The organism is Geomonas subterranea (assembly GCF_019063845.1).
Classification (GTDB): Bacteria; Desulfobacterota; Desulfuromonadia; order Geobacterales; family Geobacteraceae; genus Geomonas; species Geomonas subterranea.
On sequence record NZ_CP077683.1, the window covers coordinates 725,117 to 747,408 of the forward strand.

19 protein-coding genes are annotated in these 22,292 nt (G+C 60.0%); 14 read left to right on the top strand and 5 right to left on the bottom strand.

The genetic code is table 11. The features are described from left to right. Positions 1–14 precede the first annotated feature (14 nt). The 5 genes from gmd (at position 15) to KP001_RS03190 (ending at position 6,383) form a co-directional block, all read left to right on the top strand. Positions 15–1,064, top strand: coding sequence for a GDP-mannose 4,6-dehydratase (gene gmd / locus KP001_RS03170; protein WP_217288144.1), 1,050 nt, complete (start codon positions 15–17; stop codon positions 1,062–1,064). Then, the gene (locus KP001_RS03175; RefSeq protein ID WP_217288145.1) at positions 1,057–2,025 is read left to right on the top strand and encodes a GDP-L-fucose synthase family protein; all 969 of its coding nucleotides are present in this window, start codon (positions 1,057–1,059) and stop codon (positions 2,023–2,025) included. Before gmd ends, KP001_RS03175 begins: the two co-directional genes overlap by 8 nt. 265 nt (positions 2,026–2,290) lie before the next feature. Beyond that, positions 2,291–4,237 carry a polysaccharide biosynthesis protein gene (locus KP001_RS03180; RefSeq protein ID WP_217288146.1) on the top strand — a complete coding sequence of 649 codons (1,947 nt, stop codon included), beginning with the start codon at positions 2,291–2,293 and terminating at the stop codon, positions 4,235–4,237. A gap of 85 nt (positions 4,238–4,322) precedes the next feature. Then, a complete protein-coding gene (locus tag KP001_RS03185; RefSeq protein ID WP_217288147.1) occupies positions 4,323–4,700 on the top strand; it encodes a GxxExxY protein in 378 nt (125 codons plus the stop codon). 57 nt (positions 4,701–4,757) lie between these two features. Beyond that, positions 4,758–6,383 carry a capsule assembly Wzi family protein gene (locus KP001_RS03190; RefSeq protein WP_217288148.1) on the top strand — a complete coding sequence of 542 codons (1,626 nt, stop codon included), beginning with the start codon at positions 4,758–4,760 and terminating at the stop codon, positions 6,381–6,383. Between the two features lie 479 nt (positions 6,384–6,862). Here KP001_RS03190 and KP001_RS03195 read toward each other — a convergent pair whose 3' ends face one another. Beyond that, entirely contained in the window at positions 6,863–7,510 is a 648-nt protein-coding gene (locus KP001_RS03195) for a hypothetical protein (protein WP_217288149.1), read from the bottom strand. A 207-nt stretch (positions 7,511–7,717) separates the two neighbouring features. Between KP001_RS03195 and KP001_RS03200 the strand changes: the two genes are divergently transcribed. The 6 genes from KP001_RS03200 to KP001_RS03225 all read left to right on the top strand — a co-directional run bounded on the left by KP001_RS03200 (position 7,718) and on the right by KP001_RS03225 (position 13,283). Next, positions 7,718–8,011, top strand: a complete 294-nt coding sequence (locus KP001_RS03200; RefSeq protein ID WP_217288150.1) for a hypothetical protein — start codon at positions 7,718–7,720, stop codon at positions 8,009–8,011. 343 nt (positions 8,012–8,354) lie between these two features. Continuing rightward, positions 8,355–9,239, top strand: coding sequence for an ExeA family protein (locus tag KP001_RS03205; protein ID WP_239027877.1), 885 nt, complete (start codon positions 8,355–8,357; stop codon positions 9,237–9,239). Between the two features lie 22 nt (positions 9,240–9,261). After that, positions 9,262–10,068, top strand: a complete 807-nt coding sequence (locus tag KP001_RS03210) for a hypothetical protein (protein ID WP_217288151.1) — start codon at positions 9,262–9,264, stop codon at positions 10,066–10,068. 6 nt (positions 10,069–10,074) lie between these two features. Continuing rightward, a complete protein-coding gene (locus KP001_RS03215; RefSeq protein WP_224957413.1) occupies positions 10,075–10,356 on the top strand; it encodes a YcgN family cysteine cluster protein in 282 nt (93 codons plus the stop codon). A gap of 183 nt (positions 10,357–10,539) precedes the next feature. Beyond that, positions 10,540–11,796: a DUF6178 family protein gene (locus KP001_RS03220; protein ID WP_217288152.1), complete on the top strand. Its 1,257-nt coding sequence runs from the start codon at positions 10,540–10,542 to the stop codon at positions 11,794–11,796. Between the two features lie 266 nt (positions 11,797–12,062). Continuing rightward, positions 12,063–13,283, top strand: a complete 1,221-nt coding sequence (locus tag KP001_RS03225) for a sensor histidine kinase (RefSeq protein WP_217288153.1) — start codon at positions 12,063–12,065, stop codon at positions 13,281–13,283. Here the strand turns inward: KP001_RS03225 and mtaB are convergent. The 4 genes from mtaB to KP001_RS03245 form a co-directional block, all read right to left on the bottom strand. Beyond that, complete coding sequence (gene mtaB, locus KP001_RS03230; protein WP_217288154.1) at positions 13,280–14,578, bottom strand: tRNA (N(6)-L-threonylcarbamoyladenosine(37)-C(2))-methylthiotransferase MtaB; 1,299 nt, start codon at positions 14,576–14,578, stop codon at positions 13,280–13,282. The two genes, KP001_RS03225 and mtaB, sit on opposite strands and share 4 nt — an antisense overlap. A gap of 244 nt (positions 14,579–14,822) precedes the next feature. Then, positions 14,823–15,491, bottom strand: coding sequence for a serine O-acetyltransferase (gene cysE, locus KP001_RS03235; RefSeq protein ID WP_217288155.1), 669 nt, complete (start codon positions 15,489–15,491; stop codon positions 14,823–14,825). A gap of 338 nt (positions 15,492–15,829) precedes the next feature. Continuing rightward, the gene (gene miaA, locus KP001_RS03240; protein WP_239027878.1) at positions 15,830–16,759 is read right to left on the bottom strand and encodes a tRNA (adenosine(37)-N6)-dimethylallyltransferase MiaA; all 930 of its coding nucleotides are present in this window, start codon (positions 16,757–16,759) and stop codon (positions 15,830–15,832) included. Next, positions 16,756–18,120 (bottom strand): S41 family peptidase, encoded by a 1,365-nt coding sequence (locus KP001_RS03245; protein ID WP_217289539.1) that lies wholly within the window; start codon positions 18,118–18,120, stop codon positions 16,756–16,758. Before KP001_RS03245 ends, miaA begins: the two co-directional genes overlap by 4 nt. Positions 18,121–18,463: 343 nt before the next feature. Between KP001_RS03245 and KP001_RS03250 the strand changes: the two genes are divergently transcribed. The 3 genes from KP001_RS03250 to KP001_RS03260 all read left to right on the top strand — a co-directional run bounded on the left by KP001_RS03250 (position 18,464) and on the right by KP001_RS03260 (position 22,243). Beyond that, on the top strand, positions 18,464–19,054 hold the full coding sequence (locus KP001_RS03250; protein WP_217288156.1) for a DUF502 domain-containing protein: 591 nt from the start codon (positions 18,464–18,466) through the stop codon (positions 19,052–19,054). A gap of 10 nt (positions 19,055–19,064) precedes the next feature. Then, the gene (locus KP001_RS03255; protein WP_217288157.1) at positions 19,065–20,027 is read left to right on the top strand and encodes a D-2-hydroxyacid dehydrogenase; all 963 of its coding nucleotides are present in this window, start codon (positions 19,065–19,067) and stop codon (positions 20,025–20,027) included. Between the two features lie 566 nt (positions 20,028–20,593). Next, positions 20,594–22,243 carry an AMP-binding protein gene (locus KP001_RS03260; RefSeq protein ID WP_217288158.1) on the top strand — a complete coding sequence of 550 codons (1,650 nt, stop codon included), beginning with the start codon at positions 20,594–20,596 and terminating at the stop codon, positions 22,241–22,243. Positions 22,244–22,292: the final 49 nt, after the last annotated feature.

Below are 22,292 nucleotides of genomic sequence, written 5' to 3' on the forward strand. Positions count from 1 at the left end.
GCTGGAGGACAGAATTGAAAAAAGCCCTCATCACAGGAATTACCGGGCAGGATGGCTCCTACCTCGCCGAATTGCTCCTTGAAAAGGGGTATGAGGTACACGGCGTGATCCGCCGCTCCTCCTCCTTCAATACCGGGCGCATCGACCATATCTACCGCGATCCGCACGACCCGCAGACGCGGCTGTTCCTGCACTACGGTGACCTGAACGACGCGAGCTCAATCAACAGGCTATTGCGCGACATCCGCCCGGACGAGATCTACAACCTGGGCGCCCAGAGCCACGTCAGGGTCTCCTTCGACGTCCCGGAGTACACGGGCGAGGTGGACGCCCTCGGAGCGGTGAGGATCCTGGAGGGGATCAGGGAGGCCGGTCTCGGTACCCGCTTCTACCAGGCTTCTTCCTCAGAGCTTTACGGAAAAGTGGTGGAGACCCCGCAGAAGGAGACCACCCCCTTTTACCCGCGCTCCCCGTACGCCTGCGCCAAGGCGTACGCCTTCTACATCACCATGAATTATCGCGAGAGCTACGACATCTTCGCCTGCAACGGAATACTCTTCAACCACGAGTCGCCGCGGCGGGGCGAAACCTTCGTGACCAGAAAGATCACCCGTGCCGCTGCACGGATCAAGCTGGGGCTCCAGGACTGCCTGTACCTGGGTAACATCGATGCGAAAAGGGATTGGGGCTTCGCCGGCGACTACGTGGAAGCGATGTGGCTCATGCTGCAGCAGGACCAGCCTGACGATTACGTGGTCGCTACCGGCGAAACGTACATGGTGCGAACTTTTGCTGAACTGGTATTCTCTCGTCTGGGCATGCCGCTTGAGTGGAAAGGGGAGGGCGTAGAGGAGGTCGGGATTGACTCGGCCACGGGGAGGACGGTGATACGGATCGACCCGCGCTATTTCCGCCCGGCCGAGGTGGACCTCCTTTTGGGTGACGCCACCAAGGCGAAGGAGAAGCTCGGCTGGCAGCTCAGAACCAGCTTTGAAGCATTGGTGCAAATGATGACAGACGCCGATCTGAAACTTGCCGAACGGGAGAGGAGAGCCAATGGATAAAAACGCGAAGATATTCCTGGCCGGGTCTAAGGGCTTGGTCGGTAGCGCGCTGCACCGCTGCTTGACCGCGTCGGGCTACACCAACCTCGTCACGCCGGAAATAGACGAACTCGATCTCACCAACCAGGAGGCGGTAGCCCGATTTTTCGCCGCCGAAAAACCGGAATACGTGATGCTTGCCGCCGCCAAGGTTGGGGGAATCCACGCCAACAACACCTATCCCGCCGAATTCATCTATCTGAACCTCGCCATCCAGAACAACGTGATCCATAACGCCTACCTCACCGGGGTCAAGCGGCTTCTGTTCCTCGGTTCCTCCTGCATCTATCCGAAGCTCGCGCCGCAACCAATGAAGGAAGAACACCTGCTAACGGGCACCCTGGAGGCGACCAACGAGCCATACGCGATAGCCAAGATCGCCGGTATCAAGATGTGCGAGTCCTACAACCGTCAGTACGGCACCAAGTTCATCGCCGTAATGCCCACCAACCTCTACGGCCCCGGCGACAATTTTCATCCGGAAAACAGCCACGTTCTCCCCGCGCTGATCCGGCGCTTCCACGAAGCAAAGATTGCGGGAGCGCCCGAGGTCGTGGTTTGGGGGAGCGGAGCGCCCAAGCGTGAACTCCTCTACGTGGAGGATATGGCTGCGGGATGCCTGCACCTGATGGAGCTTCCTGATGAGACAATGTCGCGCGAGTTGTTAAGCTACCCCACCCCCTGTTTCGTAAACCTCGGTACCGGCGAAGATGTCACAATTCGGGAGCTTGCCCATACTGTTGCGCAGGTCGTGGGTTTTCAGGGGAGCCTTTCCTTCGACGCTACCAAGCCCGATGGGACTCCGCGCAAGTTGCAAGACGTGTCCCGCATCCAGGCGCTGGGGTGGCGCCACACGGTCGGGCTTGAAGAGGGTATCACCCGCACCTACAAGTGGTACCAGGAGAACTATCGGCACGGGTAACGGCACAAAACAATGTGGCACTGACAGGGGGCATCTTTGATGTCCCCTGTCTTTCTAGGTTGTGCTTACTGCTCCGAAGCGCGCTACACCGACACTCTTTGCACTGTCTGATCTAGATGCGGTTCACGCTGTGAGAGTTTCTCTTCCAATAACCTGATATGACATTGACGTTTGCTTTTTTTAAACCAAGTGATATAGTCACTCTCTGTTTACCTTAATGTAAACTCCTTAGCTTCATACTGATCTTTTTTGCTGTGGGGGGGACATGTTCCGCGCTAGAAGAATCCTGGTGTTTTTCCTCGATGTCGTGCTTATCGCCGGTGCTTTTGCTCTCTCTTTCCTGCTTCGTTTCGATTTCCAGATACCCCCGGAACAGCTCACTAACCTATTGCAAGGACTGGTAATAATCCTTGCCGCCAAACCGATCATGTTTACAGCCTCCGGCATGTATCGCAGCATTTGGCGCTATGCGTCCCTGCAGGACGGCTACGAAATTTTTAAGGTGGTCACGCTCTCCTCCCTGGTCTCGGCTCTTGCACTTGTTTTCATGAAAGGTCCTTTCGGACTACCACGATCCATCTACTTTCTGGATTGGTTCCTTCTCTTTTCCATGGTCGCCACCAGTCGTCTGATCTGGCGCATCTATCGTGAGACGAAGTTGATGCCGGCGTTGCGGAAAGGGAGGAAAACCCTCATCATCGGAGCCGGCGAGGCCGGTAACCTCCTGCTCAAGGAGATCCGCAAGCAGGCCGATGCGACCTACAACGTCATCGGCTTCGTGGACGACGACCCGGAGAAAACAGGCATGCGCCTTTCCGGCGTTCGGGTCCTTGGAGGCACCGCCCGACTTTGCGCCCTGGTGCGCAAGCACAGCATAGAAGAGGTCATCTTCGCCATCCCCTCGGGGGGGCCGGAGCTGATGCGGCGCGTTATCAGCAACTGTGAACGGGCCAAGGCGCGCTTCAAGACGCTGCCGGGAATCACGGACATCATCGACGGCAAGTTTTCCATGAGCCAGATCAAGGACGTGGAGATCGAGGATCTTCTGGGGCGCGATCCGGTGGTGCTGGACCAGACGGCGATCCGCAACTACCTCACGGATAAGAGGGTGCTCGTGACCGGTGCAGCAGGGAGCATCGGCAGCGAGATCTGCCGCCAGGTGGCGCTTTTCAAGCCGGCAAAGCTGGTGCTGTTCGACCACGCCGAAACCCCGCTTTTCTTCATCGAAAAGGAGCTCTCCGCAGCCTTTCCGGATCTGCGCATCATCCCCATGGTGGGGGACGTGAAGAACCAGGACAGGGTTGAGACCGTGTTCGACGAGTTCGGCCCTGAGGTCGTGTTCCATGCGGCCGCTTACAAGCACGTGGCCATGATGGAGTACAACCCGGCCGAGGCGGTGCTGAACAACGTCCTGGGCTCCAAGATCGTCGCTGATGCGGCGCACAAGTTCAAGGTGCGCAATTTCGTCATGGTCTCCACCGACAAGGCGGTCAACCCGACCAACGTCATGGGGGCCACCAAGCGGAGCGCCGAAATCTACGTGCAGGCACTGGCGGCGAAGAGCCAGACCAAGTTCACCACGGTCCGCTTCGGTAACGTCCTGGGTAGTAACGGCAGTGTCATCCCTCTGTTCAAGGAGCAGATCCGCAAGGGGGGACCGGTGACCGTGACCGACAAGGATGTGGTGCGCTACTTCATGACCATCCCGGAAGCGTCTCAGCTGGTGATGCAGGCGGGGTGCATTGGCCACGGGGGGGAGATATTCGTTCTCGACATGGGTGAGCCGGTCCGGATTCTTTCGCTCGCGGAGGAGCTGATCCGGCTTTCCGGGTTCATACCCCACAAGGAGATCGAGATCCAGTTCACGGGTCTGAAGCCCGGCGAGAAGCTCTTCGAGGAGCTTCTGATCGACGGGGAGGGTATAAAACCCACCAGCCACAAGAAGATCAGGGTCATGGCCCCTGTGGAGACGGATCTGAAGAAGGTCACGGCGGACCTCGAGCAGCTCTTCGATCACTCCAAGGCTCATGATCTGGGCGCGGTGCTGGACTCGCTTCGGAGCATCGTGCCCGAGTTCGTGCCGCGCTATCAGTTCGACGTGGCTCCGCCGTTTGCCTTCCAGCGGGTCAGGCCAGACCTCTTCCCGCCCCAAAAGCTCACCTTCATCCGAAACCTCCGCGTCGCCGGCGCCAGCGAGGGTACAGCGGCATAAACCACTTGCTCACGCAAAGCCGCAAAGACGCAAAGAAAGGCTGCAAGACAATCCTGGAGACGTCTTCGCGTGAGGAGGTGTTCCAATGACTGAGAACGAGATAGCTTCTGCGGTCGTCGATGCCTCTTACAAGGTACACAAAGCGCTTGGGCCTGGATTGCTGGAATCTGTGTACGAAACAGTTCTTGCCTATGAGTTACAACAAAGACAAATTCCGGTTTGCCGTCAACAGGTTCTTCCAGTAGTTTATGAGTCTCTTATACTAGATGAAGGATACCGCGCCGACCTTGTTATAGCCGATAAAGTCATTGTTGAACTGAAGTCGGTAGAAAAAATTATTCCGGTACACAAAAAGCAGCTCTTGACATACCTCAAGCTGTCAAACATGAAACTGGGATTGTTGATCAACTTCGGAGATAATTTAATAAAGGATGGGATCACCAGAGTTGTGAATCATCTGTAATAGCATAGTTTTTCGATGTGCTTTGCGTCTTTGCGGCTTTGCGTGACACAGGATCTTATGCGACTTTTTATTGCTGTTTTCTTTGTCGTAGTTGTTTGCTCTTCTTCCGCTTTTGCGCTTTCCTCACCGAATATCCCCCTGGATAGCCCCATCTATCTTTACTTGGAGAAGTTGTCCGGCTTCGGTCTCATCTCGTCGGACATCAAGGGAATCCGTCCCTTCTCCAGGGCGGAGGCCGCACGCCTTGTGAAGGAGGCCGAAGCGCGGGCTGCCACCACCGCCCAATCTCCCTTGACGACGGAACTGCTCGATCGGCTGCACGAATTGCTGCCGCGCGAACTCTCCTACTACGACCGCGATGAAACCGCGCCGGCGCTCGACGCCGACATGCAGACCGCGCGCCTGCGCTACGTCTACCTGGACGGCGCCCCCAGAAGCTACTTCCGCGCGGTCCATGACCCCGGCAACGATGGCGTATTCGGCATTGGAAGTGGTCTCAGGCCCCCCAATCCCTACCCTTCGCCCGCCCAGCAACGGGGCACGGAGGGGACTCCTCTTTTCGAAAACAATGACGGCGTGGTCTACCGCGCCGGCTCCAACGTCGACCTCAGGGCAAGCGGCGGGCTCTACTTCTCCTCGCTGGCGTCAGTGCTGGTCGAACCGGTGCTGCTTTGGTCCGAAGAACAGGATGAGGCGCGGCTGCGCCTGAACCGGGGATATGCAAAGCTGGGGGGCAAGGGGCTGGAACTGGAGGTCGGCCGGGACGAGAACTGGTTCGGTCCCGGGTACCGGGGCGCCATCACGATTACCAACAACCCCAAGAACTTTGACCTCATCAAACTCTCCAGCCCGGAACTGGTGAAAACGAAATACCTCTGGGACCTGAAATACTCCCTCATCTTTTCCCGGTTCGAAAAGACGGTCACCGACGGGCAGGAACGCCGGCCTTTCTTCTTTGCCGGAAAGCTGGCCATGAAACCGCTCAATGACCTCGAGTTCGGCATCAACCTGGGGCGGCAGGTGGGCGGGCCTGGCGTCAATAACAGCTTAGGTGACATCGTTCGGGGCATGGTAGGTGGCACCAGCGACGACAACTCGAACACCCTGGCCGGTTTCGACCTGCGGTTGAGGTTGCCGTGGTTGCGCAACACGGAACTGTACGGTGAGCTTTCCGGCGAGGACTCCGCGGCCTTCTGGCCCATAGTCGAGAGCTATGTCGCCGGTTTCTTCATCCCCAGGCTCACCGAAAGCGGAACGGATGACCTGCGTTTCGAGTATTTTCGGGGCAACCGCATCCTTTACACCAACGGCACCTTCCCGGGAGGATACCTCTACCACGACATGCCCGTCGGGCATTCGCAGGGGGGGGCGACCCAGGATTTCTTCCTGCGTTACAGCCACTGGTTCTCCGTCCGCAACAACCTCGCACTCGAAGCCTTCCACACCCGGCGCGGCGACTATGGCCGGGTGACCGTCGACGCCACCGGCCGTTTCGATGCCGCTGGTGTCATGCAGGCTATCGAGCGCAAGAATGCCCTGCGCGCCTCCTGGACTTTCCCGTTCTCCAAGGAGTGGAACGCCCTGCTCCTTTACGGGCAGGAATGGATCCACAACTACGAACTGCGCGCCGGCGACACGCAGATGAACCGGCTCCTGCGCGCGGAGCTTACCTACAAATTTTAATACGCTGCGGACAGCTTTTCTTGCTCTGCGATCACGCAAAGGACCTTTGCAAGCGTGCAGAGCAAGAAAAGCAGCTGCTTTTGAGGCATATTCACGTTGCACAGGAGAAAAAACGCTGGTTTTCGCCAAAAAGCGTGCCGGACAATGCTCACTCTTACCCGTTTATGGCAAGAACGAGCGGGGTCCGGCATTTTTTTTCGTGCCAAAGGGGCAAAGTCAGCTTGCAGAGGACCAATGTCAGCTTGCAGAGGTACATTGTCAGCTTGCAGAGGTGCAAAGTCGGCTTGCAAAGGTGCGATGTCGGCTTGCAAAGGTGCGATGTCGGCTTGCAGGGGTGCAAAGTCAACGTGCAAAGCCCCAAAGGGAGCGCGCAGAGGGGCTTTGTAAAGCGGATTTGCCGGGTGATCAGATGACGAAGGCTGGGACGCTGCGGAAGTGAAAATGGAAACGCCCGCTGGCGCGGGCGTTTCAGAGGGTAGTTAGGTGGGCATAAAGAAGAGGGGAGGTGTCCAGGGGCCGGGACCCTCGGGCATGATCCACCTCATCCTTAAGGCGTACTGCTGCCCCGGGGTCAACCCTTCCAGCTCCATGTTTTTGAACTGGCCGAACACGGCCGCATGCTTCCAGTTACCCTCCACGGTGGGGTCGCCTGTCGTGATGTGGAATTCACAGCTTCTGGCGCGAGGAGCCCTCTTGGCCTTGCCGACGATCCCGCCCCGTTTTACGCCTTGGGACAATTCCACGTCCGGACAGCTCGCCTGATGTTTCACCTGGGACGGCGCTGTCTCCTTGGTGTACTCAAAGCCGGATGAGGCGAGAATCTCGACATCGCCTTTGGCGACCAAGTCCACATAACCCGCCAGTTGATAGAGCTCATCGATGAGCTGGGCACGGAGCTTCTTGCGCAGGGCTACACTCTGCTTCGCACCGCTACGGGCTTCGATGCAGGAACTGCCGAACCTCTCCAGCGTGTTCTTTACTTGGGGTAGCGGGATGACGTTCTCCGGGTAGGGCTCCTTTATGAAGGGATTGCCTGTCATCGATGTTACGACCACTGTCCCGGCCGAGTACAGGCCGGGGGCGTTCAGACGGCCCAAGCCTCGTTTCACCTTCGCTTTTTTGCTCATGTGCGCGCCTCCTTTTTATTGGTGTCGACTAATCCAACGCCGGAAGTGTCCCACGATTATCCCGGAACGCAAGTGGGGGAGAAAAAAATAACCGGCGCCCCTCGCCGCTGCCTTCGCTTGGCCGGAAGCTGTGACGCTTGCCTTGCTTGCACGGCTGTGTGATAATCGCCGGTATCTTTTATTCCCGACCGTCCTGGAGGGGCAGCCATGAAAAAAGCCAACCTTGAGGTCCTGCTGGAAGACATGAACAGCAAATTCGATCTCGTGCTGGAAGGGCATGAAGTGCTTCGTAGCGAGATTCAGGAGTTGCGACGCAGAAACGATGAACGCTTCGACCTGTTTGATTTCAAAATCGATACCCTGAGTAAAAGAGTGGGTGACCTTGATGGGAAGGTGGAAACTCTGGATAAAAAGGTGGGAAAAATAGCTGCCGAACTTTCCGCCCATAGGGCCGACACCGAGGCGCATCCCGCCGCCTATCGCGTTATGGAGAAGGAGTAATGAGACTCTAGAGGTCCAAAGGCGCTGAAGCCTTTAACAATGATGAAGAGGATGAATCGGAAAAAGGGCAGCAAAGCAGTGGAAGATGGACGTGGCCAGATGACACCATTCCATGGTCAAGGCCTCAGTCTTGAAGAGCGGTTGGTTTTGTATGATTTACAAAGACATGCAGGCGACGCGATGGTAAGTGTCTAACCGCTCGGAACGGAGTACCTTTCGCGCGTCAATAACGTCGTGATCTTAAACATAAGCACCGCTCCTCGTTAGCCTTTCCCCTTTATTTCCCGGCAGATTCGCGCTATATTCTCTCCCTCGATAACGGCAGCCGTCAAAAGGGAACCTCATGCCTGCGATGTATTGCGAGTTTTACGGCTTCAGGGAGAGCCCATTCACCATCACTCCCAACCCCCGCTTCCTGTTCATGAGCGAGCAGCACCGGGAGGCGTACGCGCACCTGATCTACGCGGTGGACAACCGCGCCGGCTTCGTGGAGTTGACCGGGGAGGTCGGCACGGGCAAGACCACGCTCCTGCGCACCTTTTTAAACCGCCTGGACCAGGAGGGGCACCGCACCGCCCTCATCTTCAACCCCTGCCTGTCGGACCTCGAGCTGCTGAAGAGCGTGAACCGGGAGTTCGGCCTTGCCTGGGAGTCGGAGAGCAGGGTGGAGCTGCTGCAGGTGCTCAACGCCTTTCTTCTGGAGCAGAAGCAGGCGGGACGCAGCGTGGTGCTGGTGATGGACGAGGCGCAGAATCTTCCCATCGAGGTGCTGGAGCAGATCCGCCTCATTTCGAATCTTGAGACGGAAACGGACAAGCTGATCCAGATCGTTCTTTCCGGGCAGCCGGAGCTTTTGTCGGTGCTCGGGCGCAAGGAACTGCGCCAGCTGAACCAGCGCATCACGGTGCGCTATCACCTGCTGCCCATGGACTTCGAGAGCACTCACTCATATATAGATCACCGGATGGAGCTGGCGGGATGCTACCGCGCAGCCGAATTCTCCAAGGCGGCCATGAAGCACATCTACCGTTTCTCGGGCGGCGTGCCGCGGCTGGTCAACGTCGTCTGCGACCGCGCGCTTCTGATCGGGTTCACCGAGGAGGCCAGGACCATCACCGGGAGCATGGCGGCGCAGGCCGTTGCCGAGGTGGGCGGCCGTTCTCCCTACGGCCTGGCGGCCCAGATGATGAGGCGTCTGACCGGGGGGCTGCCGCGCTCGCGCAGCTGATATTCAATTTTTTGAGGAGCTTATGAGTTCGATACTGAAGGCACTGGAAAAGGTGGACGAGTCGCAGCGGACCCGCCGTCCCGCCGGCACCGGCGGGCTCCCCAAGGGGAGGGGGCGTCGTCCCGCCTGGTTGATCCCGGTCTGGACCCTGGGTGGAGCGGGTATCGCCGCCCTGGCGACCTACGCTGTCATGGGGGGCTTCTCCCGTCCGGCCGCGCAGGTAACACCCAAAGGCGCCGATGTCGTGGCGACGGCCACCCCGGTTTCGGCCGCGCCCGCCGATGTGCCGCCGCAGCAGGCCGTGAAGGGCGCGGTCCCGGCTCAACCCGTTGCCGCTCCTGCGGCCGCAGCCGCCAAACCTGTGCAAGCTGCCACCCCCAAGGTTGCCGCGAAAACGCTTCCCGTCGCCGTCCCGGTTGTCAAACCGACGGTGCAACCGGTCGCCAAACCTGTCACGCAATCTGCCGCGAAGGCCGCTAGCGGCGCGCAGCCTCAACTCTCCGCGAAGGTAGCCGCAAAGCAGCTCGCGCAGCCGGTGGCGGTCGCGGCGAAGGTCCCTGCCGCAGTCGTCCAGCCGGCCCCGGCGGTCGCCGCATCCGCTCCGGCCGCGGTTCAACCGGTCCAGCAGAAGTCGCGTGCGATCCGGGTGACCGGTATCGCTTGGCAAAACAGCAGCGAATCCAGCTTCGCCATGGTGAACGGGCAGCCGATGCGCCAGGGGAACAGCGTGGAAGGCTACAAGATCGAACAGATTTATGAGGACAGTGTCCGGTTTTCCAACAGCAAGGGAAACACGCTGGTGGTCCCCCTGGGGGCCGGCGAGGAGTAGGTACCGATGTCATCAGGACCCGAAATGGATCAGCAGCAGTGGGAGGCCCTTTGCGAGCAATGTGGCCTTTGCTGTTTTGAGAAGATAGAGGACGAGGACGGGCGCATCCTGTTCACCTCGACACCCTGTCGTTACCTCGATATCACCACCAGGCGCTGCAAGATATACAAGAAGCGTTTCAAGGTCTTCCCCGAGTGCGTTCAACTAACGCCGGAGCTGGTTAAAGAGCTTAAGTGGCTGCACCGGAGCTGTGGGTACAAGAAGGCGATGCGTAAAGGCATCCTTTAAGGCATTTAACAGGGATGAAGGGGATAAAAGGGATAAAGGCACAAAAAACACATTTTTAACGCAAAGCCGCAAAGGCGCAAAGAAAACATGAATACAGGACAGGGCGGGGGACAAACAAGAGTCTTTGGTTTATCCCTTTCATCCCTTTTATCCCTGTTAAGAAACGGTTTCAAAGGGAGTGTAATGGCAGAAAAGAATCAAGTAGCAACAGTGAAACTTTCCGAGCGCGATTTCCAGGCGCTTCCCCTGCAACAAAAAAACGACTACCTGAGAACAGTCTCGGGAAAGGAGAAACTCGACCTGATCGTCGGGGACGCCGATGCCAAGAGACTTGCTGCCGCGCTGCCTCCGCAGGAGCTCTTCTGGCTCATGAAAGAAGTAGGGGAAGCGGACGCAGTGGATTTGCTGCGGATCGCCTCCGCCGAACAGGCCGTCTTCATCATGGACATGGAGCTATGGGACGGCTGGACCTTCTCGGAAGAGCAGGCTTGCCACTGGCTCACCTATTTCATGGAAGGGGGAGAGGCGCGGGTTCACGAGCTGCTGAAGCATCTGGATTATGAGCTGCTGCAGCTGCTGTTGAGCCGCGAGATCGTCGTGGGGGGCGGCATCGGTGACCAGGGTAACGACGAAGAGCGCCAGGGTGACTACGACCATACCTTCGACGACGTCTTCATGATCAAGTTCAAGAACCCGAAGCACAGCCAGTTGATCGGGGCCTTCCTCTCCATGCTGGTCAAGCTGGACAACGAGCTGTACACGGCGCTCATGGAAGGGGTGAAAGGGGACGTCGACCTGGAGCTCGAGGAGCAATGCCAGCGTTTCCGCACCGGCAGGTTGCAGGATCTCGGCTTCCCCCCGCTGGAAGAGGCGCTCTCCATCTATGCCCGGATCCACCCGGACCATTTCCAGCTGCAAGGTGGCAAGGAGTTTGCCGCGGCAGCGGAGGGGGGGCAACTGATGCCGGTCTTCGCCGGCGAGGGGACGCTCCTCGAGCGCGCCTTGGGCCTTGCCGGCTCCGACATCCTTATGCAGGAGCTGAATTACCTGGTCAACAGCGCTCTCGTCGCCGAGGGGGAGGCCTTCCACGAGCCCGAGTCGATGCTCGGTGTGATGCACCGCGTCTGCGGGTACCTCAACATCGCCCTGGAGCGGCTTGCCGCGGGGGACGAACGCAAAGCGGCGCAGATCCTGGCAGAGGAGGAGCTGAAGCGGCTGTTCCAGTTGGGCTACAGCATCGTGCTGCAGCTGAAGTTCGTCGCCCGTGACACCGAAACGGTCGACTACGCCACCGGAAAACTACTGGCCGGGCTCAAGGCGAAGCGTCCCCGTTTTTATCGCGGGCTCGACGCGGACGGCGTCGACGGCTACCGCGAGTTTCGCGACCTCGACGACGTACGGCGGGTATCCGACCTGCTGGCTCAGTTGCAGGGACAATAAAACCCGTTTAACAGGGATAAAGGGGATAAAAGGGATAAAGTCAAATAAAATCAGGTCTTAACGCGAAGGCGCAAAGGCGCAGAGTAAATCTGACAACAGGTACACGTCTGGTTAATGCCAAAGATCTTTTATCCCCTTAATCCCTTGTATCCCTGTTAACCGTTTCAGGTTTTTTTCCTGAATGCCCCCTGCATCCCCTTTCGTTGCAATCCTCCTCCCTCATTGGTATCCTCTTAGTCATTTGCCGCAGCCGTTAAGGGGGTAGGATGAAGGTCCTGGTCGTCGACGATTCCAGAAACGATCGCAAGGTCATCCGCTACAACTTCGAGTGGCACGGTTGCGAGGTCATCGAGGCCGCCAACGGCAGACAGGGGCTCGACCTCGCTACGGCCGAAGTCCCCGACCTCATCATCTCCGATTGCCTGATGCCGGTTATGGACGGCTTCCGGTTCCTCCACGAGCTGAAGAAATTCCACGAGCTAAGCGACATCCCCTTCATATTTTATTCTGCGGTCTACACCGGAAGAACCGAGGCGGAACTGGCGGCCTCGCTGGGAGCCACGGCGTTCCTGGAAAAGCCTATGCGTCCCGACGAATTGTGGGATGAGGTGGGGCGGCTTCTGGCCGCGGACGTGGCAGTCGAGCGCGGGACGGAGCCGCGCACGCTGCCCGAGGAGGAGTTTCTCCGGGACTACAGCCAGGTGGTGGCTACCCGGCTGGAAGAGAAGGTTCGGGAGTTGACCGATGAGAACGAGAGCCTGCTCAGGCTGAACGGCGAGTTGGAGCGCAGGGTGGTGGAGCGGACCACGCAGCTGGAATCGGCAAACCGGGACCTGGAGATGTTCAGCTACTCCGTTTCCCACGATCTGCGGGCGCCCTTGCGCCACCTGGAGGGGTTCAGCCAGGCCCTTTCCGAGGAGTACGCGGCCAGGCTCAACACCGTCGGCAACGACTACCTCGACCGGATCAGGAGGTCCAGCCGCCGCCTGGCGGACATGCTGGACGCGATCCTGGAGTTGTCCCGCAATACCAGGGGGAAACTCAACAAGGTGGATGTGGACCTGAGCGCGCTTGCCAGGGAGGTCATGGGGCAACTGGTCCGCTCGCAACCAGGGCGGATGGTGGACTTTCGTGTGGCGGAGGGGATGGTGGCGCGGGGGGATGGGCGCCTTTTGAAGGTGGTGCTGGAGCACCTCTTAGGCAACGCCTGGAAGTTCACCCTTATGAAAGACCCTGCCGTGGTGGAGGTCTTCCCAACCGAGTGGGAGGGGCGTTCCGCCTTCGCGGTCCGGGACAACGGGCCGGGGTTCGACATGGCTTATTCCGACAAGTTGTTCACGCCGTTTCAGCGCATGCACAGCCAGGAGGAATTTCCCGGCCGGGGGATCGGGCTCGCCATCGTGAAGCGGATCGTCAGCCGCCACGGCGGCAAGGTGAAGATAGAAGCGGTAGTGGGGCAGGGCGCCACGGTGACTTTCACCGTTTAGCGCGCCCCAGCCAGTTTGCCGGTCAGTTCACCCGCGCGGGTCCCGGTGATCAGCACGGCGACCTCCTGGTTGACGAGCCCCTCGCATTCCTCGATGAGCACCGGAAGGTAATTCCTGGACAATCCCTTGCGACCCCCTTCATCCTTTTGTACCAGCACCTGCAGTTCCCGCCCCACGAAGCGCGCCGCGTACCCGGCCTTTTTCTTTTCCGACAGGACACGAAGCGCCTCGGCCCGCTCCTTGATCACCCTGGGGTGCACCTGGGCCGCCATGGTAGCCGCCGGTGTTCCGGGGCGCTGCGAGAAGGGGAACACGTGCAGGTAGGCCAAAGGGAGCGACTCGATGAAGGAGAGCGTCTCCTGGAACTCCTGGTCGGTTTCGCCGGGGAAGCCGGCGATCACGTCTGAGCCGATGCAGACGTCCGGCATGGCGGCGACCAGCGCCTCGACGACGGAGCGGAACAGCGCGGTGTCATAGCCGCGGTTCATGCGGGACAAAACGCCGTCGGAGCCGCTTTGCAGCGGCAGGTGCAGGTGAGGGCAGACCATCTTCGAAGCGGCCATGAACGAGATCATCTCCGCCGGCACCTCGGTCGGTTCCACCGAGCCGACCCGCAGGCGCCTCACCACCCCCTGGGCCTCGGCCTGGCGCATCAGGTCGAGGAGGTCCGTGGGAGGGTCGAGGTCGAGGCCGTAGGCGCCCAGGTGGATGCCGGTCAGCACGATCTCCTGGAATCCCTTGGCGGCGAAGGCCGCCATCCCGTCCAGCGCCTCCTGCGGTGCGACGCTCCTGCTGGCCCCGCGGGCGTAAGGGACGATGCAGTAGGCGCAGCGCGCGTCGCAGCCGTTTTGTACCTGGAGGAAGGCGCGGGTGTGTTCGGCGAAGCTTTCCAGTTGCGTAGCCTCCCCGGACCTTTGCTGCGAGATGTCGCTCACCACCGCCTGCGGCTCATCCTTCAGCCCCTTGATGAAACCGACGATGTCCTTCTTCTCGCTGTTCCCGAGGATAAGGTTTATACCCGGCAGCTTCAGCAGTTCGTCCCCGGCCATCTGGGCGTAGCAGCCGGTGACCACGACGCGCGCCTGCGGGTTCATCCGGGTGGCGCGCCTGATCAGGCGGCGGGACTCGGCATCGGTTTTGGCCGTGACGGTGCAGCTGTTGATTACATAGATGTCCGCGCTTTCGGTGAAGGGGACGAAGCTGTATCCCTCCTGCTCGAGGGCTTCGGTCATGGCGGCGGATTCGAACTGGTTGATCTTACAGCCGAGGGTGGTGATGGCGATTCTTTTAGTCATAAAATCCTAAAGCTAACAGGGATGAAGGGGATGAAGGGGATGAAGGGGATAACTTCAAAAAACCCATTTAACGCAAAGCCGCAAAGCCGCAAAGAAAACAGGGATAAACGACATATAGTGGATATAAAACCAGAAGCTGTCGTCTTAGTCTTTATCCCGTTTATCCCTTTTATCCCTGTTCAACACGTTTTGCCTGGTTTGCTTTGCGTCTTTAGTGAGCTAAGCGAACGGGCGTGAGACGGTCTTACCCGAGCCTCTTCTTGAGCGCCTCGTGCTCTGCGGCGAGTACATTGTACTTTCTTTCCAGTTCCCGGATCTGGTCGAACAGGCAGGAGATCGCCTTCGCCTCCGGGTCGGGCATCTTGCCGTGCTCGAGGTCCGGGCGGTCCTGGGGCTTCTCGGTGGCCATCACCACGCGCCCGGGGATGCCGACCACGGTGGAGTTGGCGGGAACTTCCTTCACGACGACCGAGTTGGAGCCGATCTTGCTGCCCTTGCCCACGGTGAAGGGGCCGAGGATCTTGGCGCCGGAGCCGATCACCACGTTGTCCATCAGGGTGGGGTGGCGCTTCACCTTTTCCCAGCTCACGCCACCCAGGGTGACCCCGTGGTAGAGGGTGACGTTGTCGCCGATCTCGGCGGTCTCACCGATGACCACACCCATGCCGTGGTCGATGAAGAACCCCTTGCCGATAGTGGCGCCGGGGTGGATCTCGATCCCGGTCATGAACCGGCCGATGTGGGAGGTGAACCGTCCCAGGAAATAGAACTCGTGCTTCCACAGCCAGTGTGCCACCCGGTGAAACCAGAGCGCGTGCAGCCCGGGGTAACAGAAGATCACCTCCAGCACGCTCCTTGCCGCCGGATCCCTGTCAAACACCGCCTTAATGTCCGATTTCAACCTTGCAAACATCGGTAACCTCCCTGGCTGCCAGTACGTTAACGAAACAAGCAGTATCTGCTTCGCCTTTTTTTCGTAACATACCACACTGATTACGTCAATAATTAACTGCGGTCATCTCACGCCCGCTCGCTGCGCTCACTCAAGCCGCAAAGTCGCAAAGTAAACCTGAAGACAACTTCATTTAACAGGGATAAAAAGGATCCAAGGGATAACACCTGAAACCAAAAGATTTGGGTTAAAAACAAAAAAGACTGGTAGGTTTGCCTGGCTTTGCGCCTTTGCGGCTTCGCGTGAGAAAAGGTTTTCGCCTTTTATCCCTTTTATCCCTTTTATCCCTTTTATCCCTGTTAGAATGATGTGCCTTTGCTGTCTAGCAGTTCCAGCGCTTCCGCCAGCGGGTCCCCGGCTCCTTCCACCCAGTGGATCACGGTGCCGTGGCTTTGCATCCGCTTGAACCAGTTCTCCTGCTTCTTGGCGAAGTCGTGGATGGCTGAGTTGAGTTTTTGGAACATGTCGTTGTGAGTCAACTCCCCCTTCAGGTGGCGCGCCAGGTAGCGGTACTCCAGGCCGTAAAATTCGAACTTGTCCCAGCCGGTGCCGGCCTCATGCAGGCGCCGCACCTCGTCGACCATCCCGGCCTCGAGCCTTTCCTTAAGCCTTCTGGTGATCCTCTCCCTAAGCTGCGCGCGCTCCCAGCGTATGCCTATGGTGAACGGCGCGATATCGGGCCAGGGCTCTTCCACGCCCCCCCGGTACTCGGCGATCTCTATGGCTCGCACGAGGCGGCTGCGGTCGGTGAGGTCGGTGCTGTTGTGCAGCCTGGGATTGGCGCGGGTTAGACGCTCCGCGAGCTCCGGCATGGAGAGAGGCGCGAGTTCCCGCCTCAGCGCGGGGTCCTCGGGTACCTCGGTAAGACGGTAGCCGCGCAGCACGCAGTCGAGGTACATGCCGCTGCCACCGACCAGGACCGGCAGCCTGCCGCGCCGGGTGACGTCGGCGAAGGATTCGAGGAAAAGACGTTGGAACTGGAACAGGTTGAACTCGTGGCCTGGCGGCGCCACGTCGATCAGGTGGTAGGGGATGCCCTGGTACTCGTGCAGGTCCTTCCCGGTGCCGATGTCCATGCCGCGGTAGACCTGGCGCGAGTCCGCCGATAGGATCTCGCCGTCCAGCCGCTTCGCGAGCTCGACACCGAGGCGGGTCTTGCCGGAGGCGGTCGCCCCGAGTATCACCAGCAGGTTCGGGGTGCCGGGCGCCTTACCGCCCGCGCCGATCAACGGACCAGGCCCTTTTTCAGGACGTTGACGCCCTTCAGCAGTTCCAGGGCACGGGCCATCTGGTTGTCCTTTTGCAGCAGCTCCTGTTCGCTCGGCTCCTTGCCGGCGCCGTTGACGCGGGGCGGCAGGAGCGGGTGCGCGGGCTTGGTGGGGGCGGGCGCGGGCGCTTTGGTCTCCGGCACCTCCTGCATGTGCCCGTCGAGGTCCTGCTCGCGGATATCCGGCTCTTTCTCCTTCTTCCCGGCCGCGGGCTTCGCAAACTCCACCACGATGTCGGGGGTGATCCCCTTGGCCTGGATCGAGCGGCCGCTCGGGGTGTAGTAACGGGCGGTGGTGAGCTTCAGGCCGTCGCCGTTATTGAGGGTCATGACGGACTGCACGCTCCCCTTGCCGAAGCTCTGGGTCCCCATGATCACCGCACGCTTGTGGTCCTGCAGCGCGCCCGCGACGATCTCGGAGGCGGAGGCTGAGCCGCCGTTGATCAGCACCACCATGGGGTATCTCGGTTCCTTTTCGCCGATGGTCGCCGTCAGCGTGTGCACCGAGGCGGCGTCGCGCCCCTTGGTGGTGACGATATCGCCGTTGGCGAGCCCTTCCCCTATGAAACGGTCGGCGACGCGGTAGGCCTGGTCCACGAGGCCGCCCGGATTGTAGCGCAGGTCCAGGATGAGGCCGGACAGGGGGGCGCCGTTGTCGGCCGCCAGCGTCCGCAGCGCCTTCTCGAAATCCTCGCCGGTCCGCTCCTGGAACTCGGCGATGCGGACGTAGCCGTAACCGGATTCCAGCAGCCGCGCCTTGAGGCTCTTGGTCTTGATGATGGCGCGGGTCAGGCGGAAGGTGAGGGGCTTTGACGCGCCTTCCCTCAGGATGGTGAGGGTGACCTGCGTCCCCGGGGTGCCGCGCATCCGGCTTACGCACTCGTTGATGGGGAGATCCTTGGTCGGCTTGCCGTCGATCTGGTAGATGTGGTCGCCTGCCAGGATGCCGGCCCGGAAGGCGGGGGTGTCCTCGATGGGGGCGTTCACCATCAGCTTGCCGTTGCGCATGTCCAGCTCTATGCCGACGCCGCCGAAGGCGCCGGCCATGTGCACCTTCATCTCCGAGTATTCCGTGACCGGGAGATAGGTGCTGTGCGGGTCGAGCGCAGCCAGCATTCCGTTTATGGCGCCGGTCATGAGCTTCTTGTCGTCGACCTTGTCGACGTAGCTCTGCCTGACGATGTCGACGACCTCTTTGAACATGGAGACGTATTCCGCCTCGCTTCTGCGGGCGCGCTCCTCCTTGTCCAAAAGCGGTGTGAGGAAGAATATGGAGGCCAGGACGGCGGCAACGGCCGATATGGCAAACGCTTTTTTCAGCATCATGGGGCCTTTGAACCAGTGTTGCCCGGATTGGTGTTCGCTCTGTCTGGAAAGAACTGTTTCCAGCTCCCCGTCCCTTGACGGAAAGGGGGACTTTTCGGTTATCGCAACATCAAGACGGGACAACGCTGCCTTTAAACGGGATTTCGGGGAGATGAACTGTAACGTGCTAATGTAGTTTTTGCGCGTGTAGTTGTCAACTGCAATTGCCCCGCTTTCCGGGAGCAGACACGCTCCTTACCACGATACTGTCAGCCGCCGGGCAGGGGGGGCGGCCCCAAAACCGTTGACAGTAAGGCCACTTTGTTGCATAACGCAAACGAACCATCTATTGGAGGCGCTAGTGGAGCAACTTATCAAGCATTTCAAGGGGAAATTCATCACCGGGCTCTTCGTGGTGGTCCCCCTGGGCATCACCATATTCATCCTGAAGTTCCTGTTCAACTTCGCAGACGGCATCCTCGGGAGCTACCTGGACTCGCTGCTGACCGCGCTCATCAGGGACCACTCCTACATCCCCGGTCTTGGGATGCTGACCGGCGTCATCGTCATCTACCTCTCCGGGGTTCTGGCCACCAACGTCATGGGGACCAGGATGCTCCGGTGGTGGGACGACCTCCTCTCCCGCATCCCCCTGGTGAAGTCCATCTACAACTCCAGCAAGCAGCTGACCCAGGTGTTCAAGGAGGGGAAGACCTCCTACCGCAGGGCGGTCTTCGTGGAGTGGCCGCGCCCCGGGGTGCGCGCCGTCGGCTTCGTGACGGCGGAGGTGGAGCGCGACGGCGAGAAGCTGGTGGTGGTTTACGTCCCGACCATGCCCAACCCCACCTCGGGGTTTGCCCTCTTTTTCCGTGAGTCCGAGGTGTACGACTGCGGCATGAGCGTCGAGGATGCGGTGAAGTTCGTGGTTTCCGGCGGCGTCGTGGTCCACTAGGGAGGCTTTCGTGAAGATCGTGGTGCTGGATGGCTATACGCTGAACCCCGGGGACAACCCCTGGGATGAGGTTGCCGCCTTCGGAGAACTGGTGGTGCACGACCGGACCCCCGAGGAACTGGTGCTCGAGCGCTGCCGCGGCGCTCAGATCGTTCTCACCAACAAGACCCGTCTCGGCGCGGCGACCCTCGCACAGCTTCCCGGGTTGCGGCTCATCTGCGTGCTGGCGACCGGGTACAACGTGGTTGACCTGGTGAAGTCGGCGGAGCTTGGGATACCGGTGGTCAATGTCCCGGAATACGGCAGCGATTCCGTCGCGCAACACACCATCGCGCTCCTATTGGAGCTGACCAACCGCGTGGCGCAGTATCACGCGGCGGTGCAGCGGGGGGAGTGGACCCGTTCGGCCGATTTCACCCTGGTGGCGCAGCCGCTCACCGAGCTCAAGGGTAGGACGCTTGGGATCGTGGGGGTGGGACGGATCGGCGCCCGGGTGGCCGCCATAGCCGCTGCGCTGGGGATGGAGATCCTCGCATGCAATCCGCGGCGCCATGTGGCGCCGGAGGGGATGGCGGTCACCTGGCTGGAACTGGACCAACTCTTCGCCAGGGCGGATGTGGTCACCCTGCACTGCCCGCTGACTGCCGGGAACGAGGGGCTCGTCAACGCCGCCCGGCTCCGCCTGATGCAGCCCCACGCGCTGCTCATCAACACCTCGCGCGGAGGGTTGGTCAACGAACGCGACCTGGCCGATGCGCTCAACGGCGGCGTCATCGCCGGAGCCGCCGTCGACGTGGCCGCCATCGAGCCGATCCCGGAAGAAAGCCCGCTGCTTCACGCCGGCAATTGCATCATCACCCCGCACATCGCCTGGGCCACCCTGGCCGCCCGGCGCCGCCTGATGGCAACCACGGCCGGCAACATAGCCTCCTTTCTCGCAGGTACCCCCAAAAACGTGGTGAACGGGCTGTAGCTGGTCTAACCAATCCCCCTCCCTTGGTAAAGGTTTCCGTGAATTCCCGCGCAGGGCGCCTTTAGTACCTCTCCCGTGCGGGTGGGGGAGGTCGAGAACCTTCCTCTTTCGACATGAAACGGCGCTCGTCGCTGCGGCGCATCCACCTTGTCCGGACGTAACATCCTGAACCTGCACGGTAAATCCCGTTATTCAACCTTGGTCCACACGCTTTGTGGAAAGCGCTGTGGAAAAGGCGTTGAAGACACAGAAAAGCCTTTGTAAATTGCCGCCCTCTGTAGATTGCCTACAGAATAGGCACCCGCACCGCAAGGGCGCTCGTGCAGCAGTGTCAATGATTCCGGTGACTTACGCTAAGTCTGCGGTCTGCATGGGAAAGGGTTGTCAAGCGTTTTCTCGAGCCGGTGCGGGCGGCGTCATGTGGGGGCGCTTGCCGAACAAATGATCGGTCCCCCTTAATTCTTGACATGCTGCGGGAGGCTGTGTTAATTGGTAAAACCTTTTATTTCCAATGGGTTGTTTTTACGCGAACGACTGTTTGATGTGAAGAAACAGCAGGGGGGATCATGTCGAAAGAGATCAATTTGACGGTCGGGGCGCTTTTGGATGACATCGCCGGAAAATATCCGGACAACGATGCGCTGGTATACGTGGAGCGCGGCCTGCGCTACAGCTATCGTGAGTTCAACGAGAGGTGCCGGCTGGTGGCCAAGGGCCTTCTGCGCATGGGGGTGAAGAAGGGGGATCACCTCGCCATCTGGGCCTACAATGTCCCGGAGTGGGTGACGCTGCAGTTCGCCACGGCCAAGATCGGCGCGGTGCTGGTGACCGTCAATACCAGCTACAAGTCCGCCGAACTCGAATACCTGCTGAAGCAGTCGGACTCCAGCATGCTGTTCCTGGTGCAAGGCTTCAAGGACACCAATTATGTAGAGACCCTGGAGAGCGTGGTGCCGGAACTGCCCGCCGCCCCCCCGGGAAAACTCGCCAGCGCCGCACTCCCCTGTCTGAAACAGGTCGTCTTCATCGGGGAGGGTGCGCCGCAGGGGATGATCAATTTTGAGGATATCGTCGAGATGGGGCGGGAGGTTTCCGACGCCGAACTCGCCGCCGTGCAGGGGACGCTCTCGGTCCACGACGTGATCAACATGCAGTACACCTCCGGCACCACCGGGTTCCCGAAGGGGGTCATGCTGACCCACCACAACGTGGTCAACAACGGCTTCAATATCGGTGAGTGCATGCGCTTCACGGAAAAGGACCGCCTCTGCATCCCGGTCCCCTTCTTCCACTGCTTTGGCTGCGTCCTCGCCGTCATGGCCTGCGTCACCCACGGCACCACCATGGTCCCGGTCGAGATCTTCGATCCGCTCAAGGTGCTGCAGGCAATCGAGCAGGAGCGCTGCACCGCCGTGCACGGCGTTCCCACCATGTTCATCGCCGAACTGGAGCATCCCCGTTTCGCCGAGTTCGATCTCACCTCCTTGAGGACCGGGATCATGGCGGGCTCCAACTGCCCGATCGAGGTGATGCGCCGCGTGATCCGCGACATGCACGCCAGCGAGATCACCATCGCCTACGGCCAGACCGAGTCCTCACCGGTCATCACCCAGACCCGCACCGACGATCCCATCGAGCTGAAGGTCGCGACCGTGGGGCGCGTGCTCCCCAACGTGGAGCTGAAGATCGTCGACATCGAGACGGGTGCGGAACTCCCCCCGGGGAAGCAGGGGGAACTCTGCACCCGCGGCTACCTGGTCATGAAGGGGTACTACAAGATGCCGGAGGAGACCGCCAAGGCGATCGACGCCGACGGCTGGCTGCACACGGGCGACCTCGCGGTCATGGACGAGAACGGCTACTGCAAGATCACCGGCAGGATCAAGAACATGATCATCCGCGGCGGCGAGAACATCTACCCGCGCGAGATCGAGGAGTTCCTCTACACCCACCCGAAGATCTCCGACATCCAGGTATACGGGGTCCCGGACCGCAAGTACGGCGAGCAGGTGATGGCCGCGGTGGTCCTGAAGCAGGGGAGCGAGATGACCGAGGAGGAGGTCAAGGAGTACTGCCGCGGCAGGATCGCCAACTACAAGATCCCCAAGTACGTCCGCTTCGTTGATTCGTATCCCATGACCGCCAGCGGAAAGATCCAGAAGTTCAAACTGCGCGAGATGGCGATACGCGAACTGCAGCTGGAAGAAAATGTCTGATCCCTCGCGCAGTTTTTCTAATAACCCCTTGATCTCATTGGCCTGCGGG

Bases quoted from the DNA above. Each gene is read 5' to 3' on its own strand.
- cysE (WP_217288155.1), bottom strand. From the start codon at position 15,491: ATGTTTGCAAGGTTGAAATCGGACATTAAGGCGGTGTTTGACAGGGAT.
- KP001_RS03195 (WP_217288149.1), bottom strand. From the start codon at position 7,510: ATGAGCAAAAAAGCGAAGGTGAAACGAGGCTTGGGCCGTCTGAACGCC.
- KP001_RS03215 (WP_224957413.1), top strand. From the start codon at position 10,075: ATGTCATCAGGACCCGAAATGGATCAGCAGCAGTGGGAGGCCCTTTGC.
- KP001_RS03190 (WP_217288148.1), top strand. From the start codon at position 4,758: ATGCGACTTTTTATTGCTGTTTTCTTTGTCGTAGTTGTTTGCTCTTCT.
- KP001_RS03205 (WP_239027877.1), top strand. From the start codon at position 8,355: ATGCCTGCGATGTATTGCGAGTTTTACGGCTTCAGGGAGAGCCCATTC.
- KP001_RS03180 (WP_217288146.1), top strand. From the start codon at position 2,291: ATGTTCCGCGCTAGAAGAATCCTGGTGTTTTTCCTCGATGTCGTGCTT.
- KP001_RS03225 (WP_217288153.1), top strand. From the start codon at position 12,063: ATGAAGGTCCTGGTCGTCGACGATTCCAGAAACGATCGCAAGGTCATC.
- KP001_RS03210 (WP_217288151.1), top strand. From the start codon at position 9,262: ATGAGTTCGATACTGAAGGCACTGGAAAAGGTGGACGAGTCGCAGCGG.
- KP001_RS03260 (WP_217288158.1), top strand. From the start codon at position 20,594: ATGTCGAAAGAGATCAATTTGACGGTCGGGGCGCTTTTGGATGACATC.
- KP001_RS03220 (WP_217288152.1), top strand. From the start codon at position 10,540: ATGGCAGAAAAGAATCAAGTAGCAACAGTGAAACTTTCCGAGCGCGAT.
- KP001_RS03175 (WP_217288145.1), top strand. From the start codon at position 1,057: ATGGATAAAAACGCGAAGATATTCCTGGCCGGGTCTAAGGGCTTGGTC.
- KP001_RS03245 (WP_217289539.1), bottom strand. From the start codon at position 18,120: ATGCTGAAAAAAGCGTTTGCCATATCGGCCGTTGCCGCCGTCCTGGCC.
- KP001_RS03185 (WP_217288147.1), top strand. From the start codon at position 4,323: ATGACTGAGAACGAGATAGCTTCTGCGGTCGTCGATGCCTCTTACAAG.
- KP001_RS03200 (WP_217288150.1), top strand. From the start codon at position 7,718: ATGAAAAAAGCCAACCTTGAGGTCCTGCTGGAAGACATGAACAGCAAA.
- mtaB (WP_217288154.1), bottom strand. From the start codon at position 14,578: ATGACTAAAAGAATCGCCATCACCACCCTCGGCTGTAAGATCAACCAG.